Genomic DNA, 19,286 nt, shown 5'->3' with positions numbered 1-19,286 from the left:
AAGTAAACGTCAAGAGAAGTTTTTAAAATTAGAAAAACTTTAATTAACTAAACTTAAAAATCATGGGCTTTCGATTTCAAAAAAGGATAAAACTTGGAGGAGGACTTGGGTTTAACATAAGTAAATCCGGAATTTCTCCAAGTTTAAGAACAAGAATGGGAACATTTAGCAAAAGCGGTTATTCTACCAAAACCGGTATATCCGGATTAAGATATCAAAATAGCGGATGTGTCGTATTAATTGCATTTACAGGAATCATAACATTTTTAATTTATATCATATAACAATCATGGGATACAGAAAAGGATATTTCAAAAAAAACGGAACCTATGTTCAACCTCATTTTACCAATACAAGATCAAAATATTCAGGGAAAAATAACGGATGCATGCTAATATTACTTATATCAATGACATTTGGATTCGCAATTTCTTGTTCAGAATCATCAGATGCATCAAGCACAAATGATATATCAGGTTCAACAGGAAATTCATCAAATTCATCAAACTCGAATTGCCCAACTAAAACTTGTGGAGATTTTGCAACTCGTTCCCAAGCGCAAGCAGCTTTTGACAGTAACAAAAAATGCTACAAAAACTTAGATGCTGATGGAGATGGAATTGCATGCGAAAACTTAAAATAATAAACCAGAAAAAAACATGATAACACTAGAACTAAAAAGTCACTTTTTAAGATTATATCAAATGGCATTGTCTGATGATCAATTTGATGTTTTAGAACTTCAGATGCTATATCACTTTGCAGACGAACGCGGAATTCCGAGAGAGGAACTCGATAAACTTTTTCTGAATCCAATTAATACAGAATTCATTGTACCGGACGACTTAAAAACCAAAATTGAGTATTTGTATGATTTTACAAGAATTATCTGGGCAGACGGTAAAATTACCGATGATGAAGAAAATATGCTGAAAAAGTATTGCCGAAAATTCAATTTTTTAGATGAAAACATCAATGATCTATCGAGTTATCTTATTGATTGTGTCCAAAAAAATATTCAGAAAGAAGAAATTATTAGTCAATTAAATTCCTAAGTTATGAAACCACTATCACAATTATTCAGTTTAAAAAAAACAGAGGATTCTCAGATCAAAACTTTAGATGAAAATGAAGAAGACAGAGAACAAATCAGAATAACGTATTATCAAAGCGGATTTGCTGCATCGATAAAAGCAACCGGAAAACCAATTGTATTAAAAGCGTGTTTACAAAACTTATACATGAGTTTTGAAGATCAATGCCGAAAACAAAAACTGGAACAAGACAGGCTCAAACAACCGTACAAAGAGGAACAGGAGAAAAACAGAACTGAACTTAAAAAATCTGAAGCCGCAATAGGCATCTACGAAAAGAAAGAACAGGATATTACGGATGAAATTGACCAGATCAAGAACGAAATTATCGAGGTAAAACGCAATCCTGATAAATACGGAATCGAAGACGGAAAAGGCTTAAAAGCGCAATTTTATATTGGTTTATTTTTATTGCTTCCTATTACGCTTTATGTATTGGTGTTTTATATTTCGGCGTCTTATTCTGCATTTTTCAAGGAATTTGCAAATGATAGTTTAACGGCTGCAATTTTTGATGCAAATGCATTAACCAATTCTTTTAAGGCAAGCTGGCTCGAAGGTGTTTTGGTAATTACGATTCCGTTTGTATTTATGGGGTTAGGTTATGTTATTCATATGGTGCAAAAAGGAAAAGGGATAAAAAATATTTTCAGAATGATTGCGCTTTTTGTTACAACCTTTTTGTTTGATGCTCTTTTGGCGTATCAAATCGAAAAGAAGATATACGAATTTAATAAAACTACAGATTCCGCTCCTTATAATTTGAATATTGCATTGGGTGAAGCTGAGTTCTGGATGATCATATTTGCCGGATTTGTCGTGTATATTATTTGGGGACTTGTTTTTGATTTTGTAATGAAAGAATTTGAAAATATTGATAAAATCAGGGCATTTATTAGAGGGAAAAAAGAAAATCTTCTTGATCTCGAAAAGCTAAAAACAGATTACATCAACAAGGTAAATGACTTTAAACAGCAAATAGTAACCATAACGGGAAAAATCTCTGAACTGCAATCTAAAATCGACGGTTTTGTATTTCCTGTAAAAGAATATCTGCATTATCATCATCAATATAAAGAAGGATGGTTTCAGGCTATTAATACTGAAATTGCTTTGCCACACACAGAAAAATCAGAGTTATTACAAAATTGTGATCTCTCGTCAGAAGAACATTTAAGTAAATTAAATCTGGTAGATCCTGATTTTCAGCATTTGGTTTATTTTAAAAATTAATAGTTATGAAAAATATTTTACCTATAATGGCAATGTCGTTATTGCTTGTTTTTACAGTTTCGTGCAAGCAGGATTCAGATAAGGAACCAGAAAAAGAAAACGCAACAAAAAGTCCGGTTTCTGAAAATTATAACATTAGTATTCTCCTTGATTTATCGGATAGAATTAGTCTGCAGAAAAATCCTAACCCAACGATGGAATATTATCAGAGAGATTTAGGATACATAAAATCTGTTTCTGAAGCTTTTACAGAACATTTAAAATCAAAAAGAATAAGACAGATTGATGACAAAATGCAATTATTTTTTAACCCAGAACCTCTTGATCCTGCAATTAATACAATTGCCCAGGATTTGAGAATTTCTATTGATAAAAACAATGCTTCAAAAGATTTATTAAATTCTATAAATTCAAATTATGCCTCAAAAACTTCAAAAATTTATGAGTCGGCCATAAAAGATAATAAATATGTAGGATCAGATATATGGAGCTTTTTTGATCATAAAGTAAAAGATCAATGCATTGAAAATAAATATAGAAATATACTCGTAATATTGACTGATGGATATATGTTTTATGAAAGTACGGTCATGAAAGAAGGAAATCGAACAACATATATCACGCCGGAACTAATCAGGAAAAACGGACTGAATACTAAAGATTGGGATAAAAAATTACAAAATCAGGATTATGGTTTTATCAAGGCAAATGACGATTTATCAAATCTCGAAGTTTTGGTGATTGGTATTAATCCGAATAAAAACAATCCGTATGAAGAAAAAGTGATCAGAGCCTATTGGACAAAGTGGTTTACTGAAATGAAAATAGGTCATTTTGAAATTAAAAATGCTGATCTGCCATCAAATATGGAAAACATTATAAAGGATTTTATTCTAAGTAAAGAATAAGAATTATATCAATTTTATACATTTAAAAGAGGAAATTATTGTCCTCTTTTTTCCATTTAAAAAAATCTTCAAAACTTTCCTGAAAATCCTCCCACTTTACGGATTTCCATAAAATACTGGCTTTTATTGGTTTTACTTTTGAAAAAAATACTGGAAACTTTCATACTTTATGAAACCGTATTAAAGCTAAAATCAAGTATTAATACGCATTATAAAGAAAGTATTTCTAATTAGATTTAAGACCTGAAATATTGTTATAATTATTTATTTCAGATGCCAAAAAACAGCAATTTAAATTTTAAATTTTATCCAAACGCCTATGCAAAAAAACTACTTTATTCTATTTTTATTACTTGTAACTCTTTCCTGTAAAAAGGCTTCTGCTCCACCTCCACCACAAATTAATTCGTTCTACAAACAAGTAATTACGCCGGATGACCGTAAAACAATTACAGCCGAAGAAGCCAAAACGTATCATGTAAACAACAAATACCAATATGAATACAGAACTGGAAATCCGGGACAATATGAATATAATTATGATGTAAAAGGAATCAATTTTAAAGGCGATTCTGTTTGCGGGAATATCAATGTTCAGGGAAAATACGGCGCAGGAATTTTAATTTGTGATACTGTCACCGATGTCGAAATTAATACCGAATGGATTTCATACGGCAAGTTAAAAGCCTGCGATAAAAAAGGAAATGAATACCAATTAATTGTCAAATAAAAAACCGTTATGAAATATACATTACTACTTCTATTTGTTTTTCTGACCTCTTTTGGCCCACCGGAAACTAAAGTTTATATCTGCGGATCAACCGGTGCAAAAAAATACCATTTTACTGAATCCTGTCGCGGTTTATCTTCTTGTAGCCACGGAACGGTAAAAACATCTCTTAAACAAGCACAAGGATTAGGCCTTACACTTTGTGGTTGGGAAGATTAATTAAATTGACTTTTATAAAACTTAAAAAATAATTCACTCATTTACAAATCATTACTTTGTATTTGAGTGATTTTTTTTGAATAAAAAAACTCTGTATTTTTATTTAACAAAAATTTATCAGGTAAATTATTATATAAAATAAACACATATATTAATTTTGTAAAATATTATTTACAAAAAAGTGTTTTACAATAAAATAAATAGTGCTTTAGAAATCAAGAATAAAACAAATTTTGTTTTACTATTTAGCGTTATATTTTTATTTTTTCTCTCTTTTAATTTGTTTCTCAACAGCAAAACTTCATTCTTATTACAGGAGAATTCAAAAAAAGAATCTTTACTTAATAAAGTATTTGCTTTAGCAGACAATCATACAAATGCTGCAATTTCTTTAGAAGATATTGATCTGGATAATTTCTTTTTTATCTCTTATAAAATATTTACTTATTTACAAATCAATTCATTTGATAGTCGATCAATTCTGAAAGATCATCAAATAACTATACAATTTCACCTCCCATTATTTTTGCGTTATCACGCATTAAAAATTCCTTAGTTTTTTTTCTATTCGGTATTTGGTTGTCCAAAACCCCTACAACATTCCCGTATTTCTTCAATTTAATAATCTTAAATAAAATAAACATGCACTTAACTCCCAGAGAAACCGAAAAATTGATGGTTTTCTTAGCTTCTGAAGTTGCTTTAAAAAGAAAAGCCCGCGGTCTGAAACTTAATTATCCAGAAAGTATTGCACTGATTACCGCTTATGTAATGGAAGGCGCCAGAGATGGCAGCAGCGTAGCCGAACTCATGCAAAGCGGTGCCAAAGTTCTCACCCGTGATGACGTAATGCAGGGCGTTCCTGAAATGATTCATGACATACAGGTAGAAGCAACTTTTCCTGACGGAACAAAACTCGTAACCGTTCATAACCCAATTCGTTAATCTTAAAAAACTAAAAATGATACCAGGAGAAATATTTATAAAAGAAGGCGATATTATCTTAAATGAATACAGGGAAACAACAAGCATAAAGGTAGTAAACACAGGTGACCGCCCCATACAAATTGGATCTCATTTTCATTTTTTTGAAGTAAACAAAGCTATGGAATTTGATCGCAAAGCCGCATTTTGCATGCGTTTAAATATTCCTGCAGGAACAGCGGTTCGTTTTGAACCGGGAGAACACAAAGAAGTAAACCTGGTAAAAATTGGCGGAAATCGTAAAATTATAGGACTTAATAATCTTGTAAACGGAGATGCTAATTCATCTCAGAATAAAAAATTGGCATTACAATTAGTTGATAAACTGAACTTTAAAACCATATCAAAATGAGCCTTAAAATAATCAGAGATAAATATGCTAATCTTGCCGGACCTACAACCGGAGATAAAATAAGATTAGGCGATACCGATTTAATCATCGAAATCGAAAAAGATTATGCCGTATATGGCGATGAGGTAATTTTTGGAGGAGGAAAAACCGTTCGTGATGGTATGGGACAATCTACCACAACCATAAGAGAACAAGGTTCATTAGACCTGTGTATTACCGGAGTTATCATTATTGATCACTGGGGAATCGTAAAAGCTGATGTTGGTGTTCGTGATGGTAAAATCGTAGGAATTGGTAAAGCAGGAAATCCCGATATTATGGATGGTGTAGATCCTAACCTCATCATAAGTGCCTCTACAGAAGTTCATGGTGGTAAAGGCTATATTCTAACTGCAGGCGGAATTGACACACACATCCATTTTATTTGTCCGCAGCAAATAGAAACCGCTTTATACAGCGGTATTACCACAATGATTGGCGGAGGAACCGGACCAAATGACGGAACTAATGCAACAACCATTACTCCAGGAAAATGGAACCTTGAAAAAATGCTTCAGGCCGCAGAAGAATATCCCATGAATTTAGGTTTCTTTGGTAAAGGAAACTGCTCTACTCTACAACCCTTAATAGAACAAATTGAAGCCGGTGCTTTAGGACTAAAAATTCATGAAGACTGGGGAGCAACTCCAGCCGTTATTGATGCATCATTAACTGTAGCAGATCAATATGATGTACAAGTTGCTATACATACAGATACGCTAAACGAATCTGGTTTTCTTGAAGATACCATGAACGCAATTAATGGCAGGGTAATACATACTTTTCATACAGAAGGTGCCGGAGGCGGACATGCACCGGATATTATAAAAGCCGCAATGTATAAAAATGTTTTACCTGCATCAACAAACCCAACAAGACCTTATACTAAAAACACAATCGATGAGCATCTGGATATGTTGATGGTTTGTCATCACTTAAGTAAAAACATTCCTGAAGATGTTGCATTTGCAGATTCCAGAATTCGCCCAGAAACAATTGCGGCCGAAGATATATTGCAGGATATGGGCGTTTTTAGCATTATGAGTTCAGATTCTCAAGCCATGGGACGCGTGGGAGAAGTAGTGACCAGAACATGGCAGACAGCAAGTAAAATGCGTTCGCAAAGAGGTTATCTGGAAACAGATACGGAGAATGATAATTTCCGCGTAAAAAGATATATTTCTAAATACACCATCAATCCGGCAATTGCTCACGGGATTTCTGATTATGTAGGATCTATAGAAATTGGTAAAATGGCTGATTTTGTACTTTGGAAACCCGCTTTGTTTGGTGTAAAACCTGAAATAATCTATAAAGGCGGATTTATTGCAGCAGCAAAAATGGGAGATCCAAATGCTTCGATTCCAACACCTCAGCCTATTATTTACAGAAATATGTTCGGCGCACATGGAAAAGCCAAATATGGTACCTGTGCCACTTTTGTATCACAAATTTCTATTGATAAAGGAATTATTGAAGAATATGGCCTGAAAAAAATAGTGCTTCCGGTAAAAAACTGCCGAAAAATTTCTAAAGCAAATATGATTCACAATAGCGGAACACCAGATATTGAAGTAAATGCAGAAAACTATAAAGTATTTGTAGACGGAGAACATATCACCTGTGAGCCGGCGGACAAATTACCATTAGCACAACTGTATTTCATGTTTTAGGAATTAGTCCAGAAGTTATTATAAAAAAGTTATCATATGCTTATTAAAGAAATATTAGGTAATACCGCCCTGCAATCGTTAGGTAAACTAAAAATTGATCTATTAGAGATGGAATGGTATGATGCTACAAAACGAATACAACGCAAAACAAGTAATGGCGGAACTGAATTGTCTATAAAATTCCTGAGAGAAGGACAGCGTTTGCATGACGGTGATATCCTTTTTACAGATAATGAGAAAGCAATCGTTGTACATATAAAACCATGTGATGCAATAGTAATTACCCCAAAAACGATGTTACAAATAGGAACTGTTTGCTATGAAATTGGCAATAAACACATGCCTCTTTTTATTCAGGACGAGTTAGTTTTAATGCCTTTTGAAATGCCTATGTTTCGATGGCTGGAAGCCGGAGGATATGAACCTGTAAAAGAGGAGCATCAATTACTTCATCTATTAAAATCAAACGTAGAACCTCACGGGCACTCCGGGAACACCTCTTTATTTAGTAAAATAATCAATATCGCCTCAAAAAATGACTAGTAAATTTTTAGGCAGCTTATTGCACATTTCAGATCCAACATTGCCAATAGGGGGATTTTCGCATTCAAATGGTTTAGAAACCTATGTACAGAATAATAAAGTAAATAATACCGCCACGGCAGAAATTTTTATTGAAAATATGCTGCAATACAACATCAAATTCAATGATGCATCCTTTATGCGATTGGCGTACGAAAAAACATTAAACGATGATCTGCAAGCCCTGATTCTTTTGGATCAGGAATGTACCGCATTTAAATCCCCCAGAGAAATGCGGGACGCGAGCCAAAAATTAGGGCTGCGATTCATTAAAATATTCAGACGGCATAAAGAGTTTGATTTAGCACAACAATATGAAAAAAGCATTCAGAAAGGCGATGCAACAGGTCATTATGCGATTGCATTTGGTATGCATGCCTGCTTGATGGAAATTCCGATTCAAGAATCCTTATTTGCCTTTTTTTACAATAGCTGCATCGGGATGATTACCAATAGTGTAAAGTTAGTGCCTTTAAGCCAGTTAGATGGTCAGGACATGATGTTTCGCTTTCAACCCAAAATAGAGCAATTGGTACAAGAAACCCTTTGCCTGGACAAAAATCTCATAGGAATGTGCAGTATTGCATTCGACATACGTGCCATGCAGCATGAAAGGCTGTATTCAAGACTTTATATGTCTTAAAATAATAAAATAAATACTCAAATGGAAGAAAGAAAATATATAAAAATTGGTGTTGCAGGCCCTGTAGGATCCGGTAAAACCGCCCTTTTGGAAAGACTTTCCAGAAAAATGATCGATAGTTATGATATTGGGGTAATTACAAATGACATCTACACCAAAGAAGATGCAGAATTCATGACTAAAAACAGTCTTTTGCCAAAAGAAAAAATCATAGGTGTCGAAACCGGCGGATGCCCGCATACGGCAATTCGTGAAGACGCAAGTATGAATCTGGAAGCCGTAGATGAACTCGCAAAAAGATTCCCGAATATCGAAATTATTTTGATAGAAAGTGGCGGCGACAACCTTTCGGCCACTTTTAGTCCGGATCTGGCTGATGTTACAATTTTTGTTATTGATGTATCCGGAGGAGAAAAAATCCCCAGAAAAGGCGGACCCGGAATTACCCGTTCTGATCTTTTGCTGATTAATAAAATTGATCTGGCACCAATGGTAGGAGCAAGTTTAGAAGTAATGGAAAATGATGCACGCAGAATGCGCCAAGGGAAACCATTTGTTTTTAGCAATTTAAGATCTGATGAAGGTCTCGACAGCATCATTGGCTGGATTAAAAAATATGCCCTTTTAGAAGAAACAGAAGAGCCTAAGCTGTACCGCTGATGGACTCTAAACTCACTATCGTAACAGGATGCAGAGATGGAAAATCATATCTTAAAGATGTGTTTGTAAATCCTCCTTTTCGGGTTGTTCCTGTAGGACAATTAAAAAAAGATGGCGCTGCCTATTTGATGATAACAAGTTCGTCACCGGGTATTTTAAGCGGCGATCACTATTACATGGATATTCTGATGGAAGAGAATGCCCGATTACAGCTTTTATCACAATCCTATCAGCGTTTATTCAATATGGATGATCATGCAACGCAAAGTTTTACTGTCACCATGCAGCCTCATACTTCTTTTTTTTATGTGCCACATCCAATTGTACCACACGAAAATTCAACTTTTATAAGTACCAATACGATCTATATAGAAGACAATTGCAATTTTATGATAGGAGAAATAATTACCTGCGGAAGAAAACATCATGGAGAAATTTTTAAATACAATCATTTTCAGAATAAAACAGAAGTTATTTACAATCAAAAATTAATTTTTAAAGACAATATTTTATTACGTCCACAAATTATTCCGCTTGATGCTATAGGCTCTCTAGAAGAATTTACGCATCAGGGTACTTTAGTATACTTAAATACAACTAATAACAACACAGATGATTCTATTGAAGAAATTTTTGAAATGCTGTCTCTTGAAAAAGGATTACAATTTGGGATTTCATCTCTTCAAAATGACGGTTTTGTGGTAAGAGTATTAGGTGACGGAGGCGAACAAATTTTTGATTGTTTCCAGAAAATACAGGAAAAAATGTGGTGCATTACACCCAAAGTACTTTAATATGACAGAAACATTATGGGCGTTATCGCTCACTGCAATTTCTATTAGTTCTATACATACAATGTCAGGACCGGATCATTATTTACCGTTTATTGTTTTATCGCGTTCCAGAAAATGGTCCCCATTTAAAACCTATATTCTAACAATTGTCTGCGGATTTGGTCATATTTTAAGTTCAGTTGTTCTGGGGCTTGTCGCTGTGTTTTTAGGATGGCAGATGAATAAAATAAGTTGGTTTCAGGATTTACGCGGAAATATATCCGGCTGGGCATTATTAATTTTTGGCCTTGTTTATTTTACATATGGTCTTTGGCAGGCCTACAAAAACAAACCACATAAACATTTTGATGTTTTAGGTGAGGATGTCTATGTTTTTGAACACAAACACGGTGAAATTGTTATGCCCAATAAAAGAGTAAAAGTAACGCCATTAGTTCTTTTTGCCATTTTTGTAATGGGTCCAAGTGAACCACTTATTCCGTTGCTTTTCTTTTCAGGAACACATCGCTCTGTAACTGAAATTACTGTTTTAATTAGTGTCTTTTCCATTTCTACTGTTATCACAATGTTAATCATGGTAATGTTGGGGCGTTATGGATATAATCTTATCAAAACCGAAAAACTGGAGCGTTATTCTAATGCAATAGGAGGTTTTGTTATCACAATATGTGCCTTTGGGATGGTATTCCTGGGTTGGTAAAAACTACAATAGCATGATAAAATTTTTATCATAAAATAAATACAACTCATAAATTAAAGAAAATGAACAAAATAACAACCCAGAAGTTTCCTCTCATTACTGAAGTTTTTAGAGGTATTGGACAAATAATGCTACAGGAAAATAGTCTCACAGGTTTATTTTTTACAATAGGTCTTTTTATAGGATCACCATCAATGGGAATTGCAGTACTTTTTGCTTCTTTAACTGGTACGCTGACAGCCCGGTTTTTAAAATACGATCAAAAAGAAATCAGTACGGGATTGTACGGATTTAGTCCGGCGTTAATTGGGGTTGCCCTTGTTTTTCTATTTAAAAATGAAGCACTGATATGGATCTGTATTTTTTTAGGATCTGTAACAGCCGCCCTGCTTCAGCATTTTTTTATAAGAAGAAAAATTGTCGTCTTTACTTTTCCATTTATTCTCGTAACCTGGGTAGCAGTAACATTACTTCATCATTTTACTTCTATTGGTCCATCTGACGCTTTTATGAATGTTCCTGACTTATCGAACATAGATAGTTTTACTTCTGAAACAAATGGGTTTGGTGAAGTCATTTTTCAGGCAAATATCTGGGCGGGACTTCTCTTCTTTATTGGTGTATATATTAATTCTCCTATTTCGGCATTATACGGTTTACTGGGTTCTGCCATAAGCTCTGCACTATCTTTTCACGGACATGAACCCATAAACGAAATCCATATGGGACTTTTTAGCTTTAATGCCGTTTTATGCGCCATCGTTTTTGCCGGAACTAAAAAAATAGACGGCATCTTAGTTGTTCTGTCAGTTGTAATTTGTGTCATCATTAACATTGCGCTAGTAAATGCAAAATTTGAAATTCTTAAAAATGCTGGTGGCGCTTTTACTTTACCTTTTGTAATTACCGCATGTTTAGTGTTACCTCTTAAAAACAGAAAAGACAAACTGGAGATTTTCTTGCAAAAAAATCTAAAAAAGCGAATTCAGAATTTACTTAACATTTTAATAATCTTTACATTACGTTAAATTCATATCTGTTTTATTAATTTGAATAAAACTAAACGTTATGAAATTTTTCAACCTAAATTTTCTGGTTTCATTCAAAGAATGGCTTTTTTTAAGAGCTATGCAATCTTCTTTCCTTCATTAATAAATTACAATAGAAAAGGAAAAAACTATTTGAATGAATAAAATTGAGAACTCATTTTTGAACAAAGACCAATTTGGAGATGATTTCTTGTGGGGTGTTTCAACCGCTGCTTTCCAAATTGAAGGGGCTCATGATGCTGATGGAAAAGGTTCGTCTATTTGGGATGTTTTTACTTCTCAAAAAGGAAAAATAAAAAACGGACATCATGCGCTTACCGCTTGCGATTTCTATAACTCTTATCAGAACGATATTGACTTGATGAAGGAATTAAACATTCCGAATTTTAGGTTTTCTATCAGTTGGACCAGAATTATGCCCACAGGAACTGATTCTGTAAACCAAGCTGGTATTGATTATTACAACAAAATCATTGACTCTTTACTGGCATCAGGCATAGAACCCTGGATAACGCTTTATCATTGGGATTTGCCTCAGTCGTTAGAAACAAAAGGAGGCTGGACCAATAGAGAATCCGTTTCATGGTTTTCAGATTATGTCGCCATATGTGCGCAACACTTTGGGGATCGTGTCAAGAACTGGATGGTTATCAATGAACCTTCTGTTTTTACAGGTGCCGGATATTTTCTGGGCATTCACGCTCCGGGGAAAAAAGGAATTACCAATTACCTTAAAGCCATGCATCACGTAACACTGGCAACGACAGCCGGGGCAAAAAAAGTACGTAATCTTGTTCCTGAAGCGAATATAGGAACCACTTTTTCTTGTACTCATATTGAGCCGGCAACGCAAAGCGCAAAAGATATTGAAGCCGCAAAACGTGTTGATACTTTATTGAACAGAACTTTTATAGAACCTATTTTAGGATTGGGTTATCCACAAGCCGATTTACCAGTGCTTAAAAAACTCAATAATTATATTTTAGAAGATGATCTCAACAATTTGTCTTTCGATTTTGACTTTATAGGCCTGCAATGTTACACACGCGAAGTTGTAAAATCGGCAATGTTGATCCCTTATATTGGTGCCGAATTGATAAGTGCTGAAAAAAGAAACGTAATCTCAACCGATATGGGATGGGAAGTGTATCCTCCTGCCCTTTATCATGTTCTAAAGAAATTCAACGAATATAAAGGCATTAAAAAAATAATCATTACTGAAAATGGTGCTGCTTTTCCGGATACACTTTCTAATGGAAAGGTCTACGATATCAAGCGTACCCATTATATTCAGGATCATTTAGAACAAATTCTTAAAGCCAGAAATGATGGTTTAAATGTCGAAGGATACTTTGTATGGAGCCTTACGGATAACTTCGAATGGGCGGAAGGTTACAATGCCAGATTTGGGTTAATTCATGTTGATTTCGAAACACAGCAACGAACTATAAAGCATTCCGGATTATGGTTTAAGGATTTTTTATCTTAAACCCTGATAACTAAAACATAAAAAGCCTTTTGCAACTAAATTGTGAAAGGCTTTTTTATTTCAACTAAAATCCTCTTTCAACGCAATCTAAAATTATATTGCTGTTTTAGGATTCCGATATGAAGCTTGCCATTCGCTTTTAGGTAGGCTGTGACCAGAATATATCTTTCTTCCGGATACTTTATATCATAGCTAAAGGTTGTATCATTTACTTTAACCTGAAGCAGGTGTTTTCCGGCATCTGATACCGGCAATTCTGCTATTTCATAACCAGGCATCCCCTTTGTTGCTTTTAAGCTAATTTCCTGAACTTTCTTTTTATCCAGAAGTATTTCCAGTTTTAAGTTATCCAGTTTTATATTGGTTGGCTGCTCAAACGAAACAACATATTTTTTACAACCAAAAGTGCATAAAACAATTAATAATATTAGGAGCTTTTTCATAAAAAATGTTTTTAAATCGATAGTCACCAGAAATCAAAATCTCTATAATGTAATATAAATATAACTAATTTTATTACAATCTAAATACCCGAAAAAACAAGTTTTATTTGTAAAAAAGATAATCAATAGATCCCAAAAAAAATTGATAAAAAACATCTGTTTTAAAGCAAAAAAAACGATCATTTCCCTTGTTTTCAGTAGGTTTATTGATAAATTTTGCTTATCTTTATTGTAGAAATAACAGTAAATATATGCCAAAAAACAAACTTTTTACACCACTGAATTACTCCTTAAAAAATTATTTGTTTTACTTCTTTAAGCATTTTATTTTTCAAAATGCTTTCCAATTTCTATTAGAAATTATTCTATCCAATCTTTTTTCTGTGCAAAGTATAAACACACAGATAGACTCAAAGCGACAACTCCAATTTCTACCATAATTATTTTTCGTTGATATATTTTCTAAACTATTTTTTTTAGAAAATACAACTTTAAAATCAAACAAAAGATTTCCCGTTTCAGGATTCTCTTTCGACTCTTCATTTTCATTTTTAAAAACTAAACGTAATTCTATGATTTATTTCTTGTTTTTCAACAATTTGATTACTTCTACTATTAATCTCAATTTATTGATTTATTCAAATCTACATTTTAACTTTTTTTTATAGTTCGATCCAACTTTTTTAGAACTTTTTGTATCTATTATAATAGAGATCAGATTCGTTTTCCATTTAAATAAAAGGTTCTAACAGACCTAAATGACTATGCATTGTATTTTGTTTTAGGGAATTTTCAGGAATCTTAGGAAAACGCGGGAATTCTGGGAATCCCTTATCTACAAAGGGCTCAAAGTGCCTTTACTTTGCCAAAGAAATTAGTTCAGGTTTTGTCTGCAGACTAAAACATAAATATAAACTAGTTCAAATTAACAGTGTAAAAAAACCGTAAGACCGAGTTTAATCGGGAAGTATAAACAACGTCTTACAGTTCTACACACTTTACTTCCCAAAAAAGCAATTTGGTATTGCCTCAATCAAGTTCTGGATCAATCCGGACAGCAATACCTATGTCTAATTTCTAAATTAAATTAAAATGAAAAAACTAATACTATTTATCGCTTTTGCGTTATTGTTCACTATATTTTCTTGTACTCCAGATGAATACGAGACGCAACCAAAAAAAGATACAGAAAAAGCTATTAATCACATAAAACCAACTTACGCGGATGGTCCAGGTGATGGTGGTAAGATTCCACCACCAACAATTTAAGCTAAATAAATATTTTTAGTATCTAATTAATTACTATTTTCGGGGAAAGTAAATTTATATGTTACGGTCCCCGTTTTTTTATTTTATTATACTTATTTTTCTATTTTCCTGTAAAGAAAAAAAGATCCTTAATACCAACACTGAATCCATACGAAAAGAAGCACTTAGTTTACGAAATAAAGCCATTGAAAATTACGAAAAACAAAACTTTAATACCGCTTTTTACGAGTTTTATAAATCAAAACAACTTTATGAAACGTTAAAAGAAAGTGGAAAAAAGGACAGTGCTAATATTGGTTACATACTTATAGTAATGGGATCAATTCAGCAAGTCAACGGAGATTACTATGGCAGTAAAGAGACTGTAACCGAAGCTTTATCTTATGTTAAACCAAAGAGCATCTATACAGCTGAAATAAATAATAGATTAGGCATTGCAGACAAAGAGCTTTCTCTTTACGATGATGCTATTTTTTACTATAAAAAAGCAGCAAATGATTATAATGATCCTAATGATAAGATAACCCCTTTAAGTAATATTGCGCCAGTTTACATCCAACAAAAAAAATACGACAAAGCAATTGCTCTTTTAGAATCTCTTTTAAACAAAAAACTATTAAAAGATAAAGATTATATAGTTGACAATGTAATACTTATAGATAATCTGGGTTACGCATATTTTAAGAAAGGAATGGATGAAAAAGGATTTCTATTAATGAGTCAAGCCCTCTCTATAAGAAATGAATTTAAGGATACTTATCATAGTATTGAAAGTTATCTGCACCTTGCCGATTATTATGCTAAAAAAGACCTTCAGAAATCAAATGAAAATGCCTTAGCTGCTTACAATGCAGCCACAAAGCTAAATAGTGTTGACGAAAGATTAGAAGCCTTGCAGATTCTTATTTCTAATGATCATAGTGCTAAAAATAGTACATATGTTCAAAGGTACTTTACACTAAACGATAGTATTATTAAGGTTCGAAATAACTTTAAAAATAAATTTGCTAAAATTAAATATGATTCTAAAAAAGAAAAAGACGAAAACGCAAAACTTCGTTTAGAAAAAGCAGAAAACTTGTTATCCCTTCAAAAAGATAAATATCTCCGAATTGTTTTTGTGATTGTATTTGTCTTTTTAGTCATTTTAATAGCGATATTAATACGATATTATAAAAATAAAAACAGAGCTATAGAATTCCAGACTTCATATAACACTGAAACCCGAATAGCTAAAAAAATCCACGATGAATTGGCAAACGACGTCTTTCAGGTCATTGCTTTCGCCGAATCTCAACCGTTATCTACGGAAAGTACCAAAGAGAATCTACTCCAAAAATTAGATGATATCTACGGGCGCGTAAGAGGCGTTTCAAGAGAAAACAATAAAATTGATACCGGTATAGACTTTACAAACAGGATAAAAGAAATGCTTTCGGCTTATAATACCAGCGAACGAAATATTATTGCCACTAATCTCGAAAATATAAACTGGGAAATTATTGATGATATAAAAAAGATTACCATTAGTCGTATTTTACAGGAATTAATGGTGAATATGAAAAAACACAGTAACGCAAATTTAGTTCTTATAAAATTTGAAAGTGATCAAAAATCAATCTCAATAAACTATAATGATAATGGTAAAGGCTCTGAAAAATCGAAACTTTTAAAAAATGGCCTCCAAAATATGGAAAACCGTATGCAGGCTGTTAAAGGAACTATTGATTTTGATACAGAACCAAATAAAGGCTTTAGAGCAAAGATATCCATGCCGAAATAAACTGAGATTAAATGACTAAGATTATAGACAAAAATTTAACTTCTGATAAGAACACAATAAACAAAAAAGCCTTTCAAAATTTTACTCTTGAAAGGCTTTTTATATAATAATTAATTTAGAATTATTTATTTTTCTAATGAATTTAATCTGTCATTTTGTTTTTCGACAATTTTAATTAATTGGTCTACTTTTTTTTGTTGCTCTATTGCATGCAAAGTCAATTCTTCTATTTTTTTAAGCAAACTCAAATTCATTTCTGCAAGCATTAAGCCATTCTTCTCCATTTCCTGAGCGGAAGGAATTTCAGGTAAATGATTATTTTCTTTAATGTACTTTTCAACTTCCTGCAATGATTTTAATTTGTAATTATTTGTAAAAACGTAATCAGGGACTTCTCCGGCTTTTACGGTTACTTTTACTTCTCGTGCGTGAATATTTCCTGCAACAGTCAATTTTGAATCAGGATTAACTACTCCAATACCAACATTACCATTTTCAATTAATCTAATCGAAGCATTATTTGCAAACTGACCTACTACATTTATTTCTGTAAAATCTCCTATTCCTGAAACCCAACTTGTTTGAAGAATATTTTTGCTTACCCAATTCGTCCCCCCTACAGATAATTTGATACCGTGATACTCTCCTACTGTTAGCGGAGAGGTCAAACTTGTAGTTCCAATACCTACTGATCCTGCAATATTTTGATTCCCTGCAAAATTATTATTTCCAAGTGTCGTTGGTATTTCATTCCATGGATTCCAGACACCAGGATTAGTATCTCCATTTTTTGTCCTAAAAGAGATTCGATTTTTTAAATAATCAGAATTTATCTGACAATCATAATTATTTCCAGCTCCTCCAAAACTTATTAACGAACCATTAAACGGACTGCCCGCTGTTGTATAAGAAAAAGTATAACCTCCTTTAAAAATATCTGCCGCACCAGAATCTTTTATTAAAAAAGTTGGATTCAAAGTTTGAGCTTTTACATTTACTCCACTTAATAATGCAATCGTAATCGCTATTAAACTAATATTTAGTTTCATTTTATTTTCTTATTTTTTATTTACAATATAAACTATATCAACATTTTAACGAATTCTTCAATTTTGCTTCTTTATTTTTTTTGTTCTCGTAAAATGAAAAGTTATACTCACTTTTTTAAAATTCTCTATAGAATAATAATCTTTTTCAAACTAATCTTTTAAACAAAATTTAATCACTTTGCGGGCACGAAGTCAGAGACATTCGCGCAGCGTTGATTAGGAACACTTCGTAGAGCGGGGATAAAACATTATTATCTGCATGAACAAAAGCCCTGCCGCCAAGTCCCCGAGGTTGATATCTAAAGGTAACATCAGCATTACCATTATAACTAAATATAGTATTCCCGTTTGGAGAATTAATTTGCGAAAAGACGTTCATCGTAATCAAAACACAAATTAAAAAGTATTTTTTCTTCACTATTTTATAATTTAGATTTTAGAAAATTTATATCTTGTTTTAAACTTTCAATGCATTTATTCTGCTCAATCATATAAAGTGTCATCTCTTCCATTTTCTTAAGTAAATTCAAATTCATTTCTGCCAGCATTAAACCATTCTTCTCCATTTCCTGAGCAGAAGAAATTTCCGGCAAGTGATTATTTTCTTTAATATAGTTTTCAACTTCCTGCAATGATTTTAATTTGTAATCATTTGCAAAAACGTAATCAGGAACCTGACCTGCATTAACAGTTACTTTTACTTCCTGAGCGTGAATATTTCCGGCAACTGTAAGTTTTGAATCCGGGTTTGCTGTGCCGATGCCAACATTTGCATTAGAACCTTTTATTGTTAAAGCATCAGTATAGAAACTTTCAATTTCTGATCGGCTAGCGGTTGTTTTTACTTTAAAGGTAAGATTACCAAAATCGGTATCTACAGCACCTAAAACTATTTTTGCACTTTGTACATTTCCTGTAGTCGAAACTTTTGTTAATGCAATTTTCGCATCAAAGGAAGCTCCATCTCCGGTGCCACCATTAATATTAAGTTTTTCAATAGGATTATTAGTTCCAATACCAACATTTGCATTAGATCCTTTAATTGTTAAAGCATCAGTATAGAAACTTTCAATTTCTGATCGGCTGGCGGTTGTTTTTACCTTAAAGGTTAGATTACCAAAATTAGTATCATCATCTTTTAAAACTATTTTGGCGCTCTGAACATTTCCTGTACTTGATACTTTTGTCAACGCAATTCTTGCATCAAATAATGCTCCATCACCTGTTCCGCCATTAATGTTTAATTTTTCAATAGGATTTTTTGTTCCTATACCAATATTTCCATTTGGTAAGAATGACATAAATTGATTCTCCCAATCTGTTCCAATGAAGCCATTTGTAAAACTAGAACTCCCATTTATTGATTTTCCACTGGCTCCTATTAAAAATAAATGTTGTGTCCCACTTTCGTTAGAAATAAAAAAACCTCTGCTCCAACTACCTGTATAACCTGGAAAGTTAGTTTTTACATTTACACCCCATGCCGGATCATCCAAGCCAATTTCAACATTATTGAATATCGCATTTTGTGCGTTTACATTTAACAAATTAAGTAGTAAAAGTAATCCTGTAAATATTGTCTTTTTCATTGTA

At 32.9% G+C, this 19,286-nt stretch carries 22 protein-coding genes; 19 read left to right on the top strand and 3 right to left on the bottom strand.

The genetic code is table 11. The features are described 5' to 3' along the window. Positions 1-62 precede the first annotated feature (62 nt). The 17 genes from RC62_RS13100 to RC62_RS13015 all read left to right on the top strand — a co-directional run bounded on the left by RC62_RS13100 (position 63) and on the right by RC62_RS13015 (position 13,149). Entirely contained in the window at positions 63-284 is a 222-nt protein-coding gene (locus RC62_RS13100) for a DUF4236 domain-containing protein (RefSeq protein ID WP_055095841.1), read from the top strand. A gap of 5 nt (positions 285-289) precedes the next feature. After that, positions 290-643: an excalibur calcium-binding domain-containing protein gene (locus RC62_RS13095; RefSeq protein WP_245176825.1), complete on the top strand. Its 354-nt coding sequence runs from the start codon at positions 290-292 to the stop codon at positions 641-643. Positions 644-659: 16 nt separating this feature from the next. Continuing rightward, the gene (locus RC62_RS13090) at positions 660-1,055 is read left to right on the top strand and encodes a hypothetical protein (RefSeq protein ID WP_055095839.1); all 396 of its coding nucleotides are present in this window, start codon (positions 660-662) and stop codon (positions 1,053-1,055) included. Positions 1,056-1,058: 3 nt separating this feature from the next. After that, positions 1,059-2,327: an ABC transporter permease gene (locus RC62_RS13085; RefSeq protein WP_055095837.1), complete on the top strand. Its 1,269-nt coding sequence runs from the start codon at positions 1,059-1,061 to the stop codon at positions 2,325-2,327. A 5-nt stretch (positions 2,328-2,332) separates the two neighbouring features. Further along, entirely contained in the window at positions 2,333-3,235 is a 903-nt protein-coding gene (locus RC62_RS13080; RefSeq protein ID WP_055095835.1) for a hypothetical protein, read from the top strand. A gap of 319 nt (positions 3,236-3,554) precedes the next feature. After that, positions 3,555-3,965, top strand: a complete 411-nt coding sequence (locus RC62_RS13075; protein ID WP_055095833.1) for a hypothetical protein — start codon at positions 3,555-3,557, stop codon at positions 3,963-3,965. 9 nt (positions 3,966-3,974) lie between these two features. Beyond that, complete coding sequence (locus RC62_RS13070) at positions 3,975-4,184, top strand: hypothetical protein (RefSeq protein WP_055095831.1); 210 nt, start codon at positions 3,975-3,977, stop codon at positions 4,182-4,184. A 642-nt stretch (positions 4,185-4,826) separates the two neighbouring features. Beyond that, positions 4,827-5,129 carry an urease subunit gamma gene (ureA, locus tag RC62_RS13060; protein WP_055095828.1) on the top strand — a complete coding sequence of 101 codons (303 nt, stop codon included), beginning with the start codon at positions 4,827-4,829 and terminating at the stop codon, positions 5,127-5,129. Positions 5,130-5,145: 16 nt separating this feature from the next. Further along, a complete protein-coding gene (gene ureB / locus RC62_RS13055; protein WP_055095826.1) occupies positions 5,146-5,520 on the top strand; it encodes an urease subunit beta in 375 nt (124 codons plus the stop codon). Next, positions 5,517-7,232, top strand: coding sequence for an urease subunit alpha (gene ureC / locus RC62_RS13050; RefSeq protein WP_055095824.1), 1,716 nt, complete (start codon positions 5,517-5,519; stop codon positions 7,230-7,232). The genes ureB and ureC overlap by 4 nt, the downstream gene beginning before the upstream one ends. Positions 7,233-7,268: 36 nt before the next feature. Beyond that, positions 7,269-7,775, top strand: coding sequence for an urease accessory protein UreE (gene ureE / locus RC62_RS13045; protein ID WP_055095822.1), 507 nt, complete (start codon positions 7,269-7,271; stop codon positions 7,773-7,775). Then, the gene (locus RC62_RS13040; protein WP_055095821.1) at positions 7,768-8,457 is read left to right on the top strand and encodes an urease accessory protein UreF; all 690 of its coding nucleotides are present in this window, start codon (positions 7,768-7,770) and stop codon (positions 8,455-8,457) included. Before ureE ends, RC62_RS13040 begins: the two co-directional genes overlap by 8 nt. A 21-nt stretch (positions 8,458-8,478) precedes the next feature. Beyond that, positions 8,479-9,117, top strand: coding sequence for an urease accessory protein UreG (ureG, locus tag RC62_RS13035; protein ID WP_055095819.1), 639 nt, complete (start codon positions 8,479-8,481; stop codon positions 9,115-9,117). After that, the gene (locus tag RC62_RS13030; protein ID WP_055095817.1) at positions 9,117-9,911 is read left to right on the top strand and encodes an urease accessory protein UreD; all 795 of its coding nucleotides are present in this window, start codon (positions 9,117-9,119) and stop codon (positions 9,909-9,911) included. The genes ureG and RC62_RS13030 overlap by 1 nt, the downstream gene beginning before the upstream one ends. 1 nt (position 9,912) lies before the next feature. Further along, on the top strand, positions 9,913-10,611 hold the full coding sequence (locus RC62_RS13025) for a sulfite exporter TauE/SafE family protein (RefSeq protein ID WP_055095815.1): 699 nt from the start codon (positions 9,913-9,915) through the stop codon (positions 10,609-10,611). Positions 10,612-10,673: 62 nt separating this feature from the next. Continuing rightward, entirely contained in the window at positions 10,674-11,639 is a 966-nt protein-coding gene (locus RC62_RS13020) for an urea transporter (protein WP_082421292.1), read from the top strand. A gap of 157 nt (positions 11,640-11,796) precedes the next feature. Then, positions 11,797-13,149 carry a GH1 family beta-glucosidase gene (locus RC62_RS13015; RefSeq protein ID WP_055095813.1) on the top strand — a complete coding sequence of 451 codons (1,353 nt, stop codon included), beginning with the start codon at positions 11,797-11,799 and terminating at the stop codon, positions 13,147-13,149. A gap of 77 nt (positions 13,150-13,226) precedes the next feature. Here the strand turns inward: RC62_RS13015 and RC62_RS13010 are convergent, their stop codons facing one another. Continuing rightward, on the bottom strand, positions 13,227-13,592 hold the full coding sequence (locus RC62_RS13010) for a hypothetical protein (protein ID WP_055095811.1): 366 nt from the start codon (positions 13,590-13,592) through the stop codon (positions 13,227-13,229). Between the two features lie 1,092 nt (positions 13,593-14,684). On the opposite strand from RC62_RS13010, the gene RC62_RS22995 reads away from it, so the two are divergent. Both RC62_RS22995 and RC62_RS13005 read left to right on the top strand, forming a co-directional pair. Next, entirely contained in the window at positions 14,685-14,861 is a 177-nt protein-coding gene (locus RC62_RS22995) for a hypothetical protein (RefSeq protein WP_167343858.1), read from the top strand. Positions 14,862-14,919: 58 nt separating this feature from the next. Next, positions 14,920-16,644, top strand: coding sequence for an ATP-binding protein (locus RC62_RS13005; protein WP_055095809.1), 1,725 nt, complete (start codon positions 14,920-14,922; stop codon positions 16,642-16,644). 125 nt (positions 16,645-16,769) lie between these two features. Here the strand turns inward: RC62_RS13005 and RC62_RS13000 are convergent, their stop codons facing one another. Further along, the gene (locus RC62_RS13000; RefSeq protein ID WP_055095807.1) at positions 16,770-17,693 is read right to left on the bottom strand and encodes a tail fiber protein; all 924 of its coding nucleotides are present in this window, start codon (positions 17,691-17,693) and stop codon (positions 16,770-16,772) included. Between the two features lie 422 nt (positions 17,694-18,115). Further along, entirely contained in the window at positions 18,116-19,282 is a 1,167-nt protein-coding gene (locus tag RC62_RS12990) for a tail fiber protein (protein ID WP_055095803.1), read from the bottom strand. Positions 19,283-19,286: the final 4 nt, after the last annotated feature.

This window comes from Flavobacterium aquidurense, assembly GCF_001404985.1.
Classification (GTDB): Bacteria; Bacteroidota; Bacteroidia; order Flavobacteriales; family Flavobacteriaceae; genus Flavobacterium; species Flavobacterium aquidurense_B.
This window is presented reverse-complemented; position numbering and strand designations above follow the sequence as displayed.

Excerpts from the sequence above, each read along its gene's own strand:
- RC62_RS13100 (WP_055095841.1), top strand. The coding sequence starts at position 63 with ATGGGCTTTCGATTTCAAAAAAGGATAAAACTTGGAGGAGGACTTGGG.
- RC62_RS13095 (WP_245176825.1), top strand. The coding sequence starts at position 290 with ATGGGATACAGAAAAGGATATTTCAAAAAAAACGGAACCTATGTTCAA.
- RC62_RS13090 (WP_055095839.1), top strand. The coding sequence starts at position 660 with ATGATAACACTAGAACTAAAAAGTCACTTTTTAAGATTATATCAAATG.
- RC62_RS13085 (WP_055095837.1), top strand. The coding sequence starts at position 1,059 with ATGAAACCACTATCACAATTATTCAGTTTAAAAAAAACAGAGGATTCT.
- RC62_RS13080 (WP_055095835.1), top strand. The coding sequence starts at position 2,333 with ATGAAAAATATTTTACCTATAATGGCAATGTCGTTATTGCTTGTTTTT.
- RC62_RS13075 (WP_055095833.1), top strand. The coding sequence starts at position 3,555 with ATGCAAAAAAACTACTTTATTCTATTTTTATTACTTGTAACTCTTTCC.
- RC62_RS13070 (WP_055095831.1), top strand. The coding sequence starts at position 3,975 with ATGAAATATACATTACTACTTCTATTTGTTTTTCTGACCTCTTTTGGC.
- ureA (WP_055095828.1), top strand. The coding sequence starts at position 4,827 with ATGCACTTAACTCCCAGAGAAACCGAAAAATTGATGGTTTTCTTAGCT.
- ureB (WP_055095826.1), top strand. The coding sequence starts at position 5,146 with ATGATACCAGGAGAAATATTTATAAAAGAAGGCGATATTATCTTAAAT.
- ureC (WP_055095824.1), top strand. The coding sequence starts at position 5,517 with ATGAGCCTTAAAATAATCAGAGATAAATATGCTAATCTTGCCGGACCT.
- ureE (WP_055095822.1), top strand. The coding sequence starts at position 7,269 with ATGCTTATTAAAGAAATATTAGGTAATACCGCCCTGCAATCGTTAGGT.
- RC62_RS13040 (WP_055095821.1), top strand. The coding sequence starts at position 7,768 with ATGACTAGTAAATTTTTAGGCAGCTTATTGCACATTTCAGATCCAACA.
- ureG (WP_055095819.1), top strand. The coding sequence starts at position 8,479 with ATGGAAGAAAGAAAATATATAAAAATTGGTGTTGCAGGCCCTGTAGGA.
- RC62_RS13030 (WP_055095817.1), top strand. The coding sequence starts at position 9,117 with ATGGACTCTAAACTCACTATCGTAACAGGATGCAGAGATGGAAAATCA.
- RC62_RS13025 (WP_055095815.1), top strand. The coding sequence starts at position 9,913 with ATGACAGAAACATTATGGGCGTTATCGCTCACTGCAATTTCTATTAGT.
- RC62_RS13020 (WP_082421292.1), top strand. The coding sequence starts at position 10,674 with ATGAACAAAATAACAACCCAGAAGTTTCCTCTCATTACTGAAGTTTTT.
- RC62_RS13015 (WP_055095813.1), top strand. The coding sequence starts at position 11,797 with ATGAATAAAATTGAGAACTCATTTTTGAACAAAGACCAATTTGGAGAT.
- RC62_RS13010 (WP_055095811.1), bottom strand. The coding sequence starts at position 13,592 with ATGAAAAAGCTCCTAATATTATTAATTGTTTTATGCACTTTTGGTTGT.
- RC62_RS22995 (WP_167343858.1), top strand. The coding sequence starts at position 14,685 with ATGAAAAAACTAATACTATTTATCGCTTTTGCGTTATTGTTCACTATA.
- RC62_RS13005 (WP_055095809.1), top strand. The coding sequence starts at position 14,920 with ATGTTACGGTCCCCGTTTTTTTATTTTATTATACTTATTTTTCTATTT.
- RC62_RS13000 (WP_055095807.1), bottom strand. The coding sequence starts at position 17,693 with ATGAAACTAAATATTAGTTTAATAGCGATTACGATTGCATTATTAAGT.
- RC62_RS12990 (WP_055095803.1), bottom strand. The coding sequence starts at position 19,282 with ATGAAAAAGACAATATTTACAGGATTACTTTTACTACTTAATTTGTTA.